A 3,009-nucleotide genomic window follows, 5' to 3' on the forward strand; every position below is an offset into this window, starting at 1 on the left:
CTATGCCAAGAAAGCCGAAAAAGACGGAAATCTCAATGCAGCGAAATTGTTTAGAGCTGCAGCTGACGCCGAAACCATTCACGCACTAAAGCATTTTGAAGTGGCCGGAAAAATTGGTTCAACGGCAGATAACTTGAAGGACGGGGTTAAGGGAGAAACTTACGAATATAAAGAAATGTATCCTGACTTCGTGAAGGAAGCTGAAGTAGAAGGAAACAAGGCTGCGTTGATGTCCTTTACATTTGCAATGAAAGCGGAAGAGGTTCATGCAGGGCTTTATCAAGAAGCGTTAGAGAACCTTGACCAGACGGAAGAAGTTTTCTACTATCTCTGCCCGGTCTGCGGAAATATCGAGAAATTGCAGTCTGAAAAATGCAGTATTTGTGGCGTTCCAGGGGCTAAGTTTATAAAATATTAATTTTAGAATTATGGCACCTAATATTAAGCGGCTCTCCCACAGGCGAAATCCTGCACACCATCGATACATTTGGTAATAGAACAAAAGTGAACACCCTACCTTGTGGTGACGAGGTAGGGTGTTTGGAGTGTGAGACAAGTAAACAACCAGCAGTAATTACTCAACAGACGGCACATTAACAGTGTGTTCACCCCTGCACACGGAACAAACGGGAAACGTCAAGGGTGTTCACCCAACAAACGGCAACAAGGCTACCGTGTGCATTTTGTATCAAACTCGTGTTCTTTGCCACAAGGCAAGTTGCTATTTTCATTGATGGCACTTGTCTTTTTTGATGTATTGGCATTTGAGCATTGACTTAGGTAACAAAGAAGGTTACAATATTCATAGTAAGTGCTGGAGGAAATGCCGGTATGACAAGAAAAAAGGTCGAAAAGAATATATACTATGATGCCGATAAACGGCTCTATTATGTAAAACTTTATTATGGTAAGAATGAGCGGGGTAAGTACATAACAAAATACCAAACCGCAAAAACAAAAAAAGACGCAGAGAAAATATTGACAGCATTTTTACACGGGAAGAACACAAATTCTGTAACTTTACCGTCTGAACACACAGTAGAGACTTGGATTGAATATTGGATGAAACATGCAGTTAAGCCTAACTTACAAGAAACAACAGAATATAGCTATCGTCAAATAATTAAAAACCATATTATACCAGCCCTTGGTAAGATAAAACTACAAAAGCTTACGGCAGACCAACTGCAACAATATTATACAATTAAGTTAAAGACTCTATCCCCTAACACGGTATTGAAGCACCATAACCTTATGCAAACAGCGTTTGCTATGGCTGTAAAACATGATGTTATTACCAAGTCCCCAACACTAAGAACTACACCGCCCAAGGAAATACAGAATGAAATAAGGCCCTTAACGGCTGAGCAACTTCAACAATTGATAGAAGCGGCATATGAAAACAGAGAAGATAAACACGCTTTATTACTAACTATTATTCTTGCGGCATACACAGGAATGAGAAGAGAGGAAATATTGGGGCTAACATGGGAAGATGTTGATCTAAATAAGAATATTATTACCATTAGAAAAGCGAGGACAAGCGCAGGAAGCAAGATAGTAAGCAAGACAACGAAAACCACATCAAGCATGAGGCGTATTTCAATGCCTGATAGGGTAAAGATTGAGTTAATAAGAACGCAAGTAGATCTTAAAAATAAAGGATCGGCAGAGAGCAGAAAAACATTTAAACGCTCAAATTATATCATCGTAAATGACAAGGGGATTCCATGCAGGCCTAACTATATATCAACAGTTTTTAGGAAGCTTGCAGATAAGTTAGGTTTTTATGAAATTACATTACATGGTTTACGCCATACATTCGCATCATTGGCTAATGCACAGGGGCATACAATGTTTGACATATCAAAATTGTTGGGGCACAGCAGACCTGACATCACAGGTAAAATATATATGCACATGTTTGAGGCAGCTGATGAAAAACTTATATCGTCAATATCAACAAGTATTGAGGGGGGATTATCAAAGAATATAAATAATGTCGATTCAATATTAGATGTATTGGCTGATGTGGAACAAGTAGCAAAAATGCAGGAGCAAGTAATTGAAACAAATAGGCAAGAGGTTGAAGTTAAAAAAGCCGATATTGATGAGTACAAGCGAAGAATAGAATGTGCAACAACAGAAGCAAAGGAACTTAAAAAGAAAAATGCAAAGATGGAAAAGGAAGTTGAAAGATTAAGAAAAGAGTTAGAGAAGTTGCAAAAAAACCATTGACAGTTACCTGAGGCAACATTTCATGCTTTTATATTATTTATATTGAAATAGCATTTAACACATGATATATTAGCAATCAAAAAATGAGAGGGGATATAGCTATGGATAATCAACAAGAAGACAATGCATTGAGATATAGAACAAAGGATCACGAACCCCCGGAGTTTATTGGTGGCATTGGAGTAATTGTATGTTTGGCAAGCATTATCGTCATGATTATTGGAGTTGTTGAGTTAACAGACAGATATAGCAGGAATTTGAGTTTTGTAACATTGGGAAGCGGAGCAGGGATGCTAATAACTGGATTGGTATTAGTTGGAGTTGATAGAATAATTGAGTTATTAATGGATATAAGAACGATTAATGAGATTGTGTTTCGTGAAGAGATAAGAAGTGCGGTTTTAGCAAGAGACAAAAAAGCAGATTGACAGGAGCAAATGCAGCCAGAGAACAGCGAAAAAAGAGGGCATCAGGTGCAACCTGCAAAGCATGAAGGGCAAGCTAACACAATACAGCTTCCCTTTTTTTCTTTACAGGCAATACTTACACCACCGCACAACAAGCAAAGGGTCCTGAACTCATCGGGAAACAGGTGGAAAAAGGGCTGAAAAGCATTGTAAACACTAGATGGTTTCGACAATTCAAAAAAATGCCACCGATGAGATGTTCGAAAAAGTGCTATAAACCCTTGTGGCGTATAGCTTTTACCGAGATTTGCTTATTTTCAATTTTGGCGATAAAAAAAGCCTGAAAACCGTTGAAATATAAGGC

3 protein-coding genes are annotated in these 3,009 nt (G+C 38.3%); all 3 read left to right on the top strand.

The features are described from left to right. On the top strand, nt 1-418 hold a 418-nt coding region (locus GXZ13_03715), incomplete at its 5' end, for a rubrerythrin family protein (protein ID NLX74945.1). A gap of 413 nt (nt 419-831) precedes the next feature. After that, nucleotides 832-2,238: a tyrosine-type recombinase/integrase gene (locus tag GXZ13_03720; GenBank protein ID NLX74946.1), complete on the top strand. Its 1,407-nt coding sequence runs from the start codon at nt 832-834 to the stop codon at nt 2,236-2,238. Nucleotides 2,239-2,339: 101 nt separating this feature from the next. After that, nucleotides 2,340-2,666, top strand: a complete 327-nt coding sequence (locus tag GXZ13_03725) for a hypothetical protein (protein NLX74947.1) — start codon at nt 2,340-2,342, stop codon at nt 2,664-2,666. Nucleotides 2,667-3,009 lie beyond the last annotated feature (343 nt).

This window comes from Synergistaceae bacterium, assembly GCA_012728235.1.
Lineage (GTDB): Bacteria > Synergistota > Synergistia > Synergistales > Synergistaceae > JAAYFL01.

What these genes read in the sequence shown, in the direction of transcription:
- GXZ13_03720 (NLX74946.1), top strand. Translation starts at nt 832, where the DNA reads ATGACAAGAAAAAAGGTCGAAAAGAATATATACTATGATGCCGATAAA.
- GXZ13_03725 (NLX74947.1), top strand. Translation starts at nt 2,340, where the DNA reads ATGGATAATCAACAAGAAGACAATGCATTGAGATATAGAACAAAGGAT.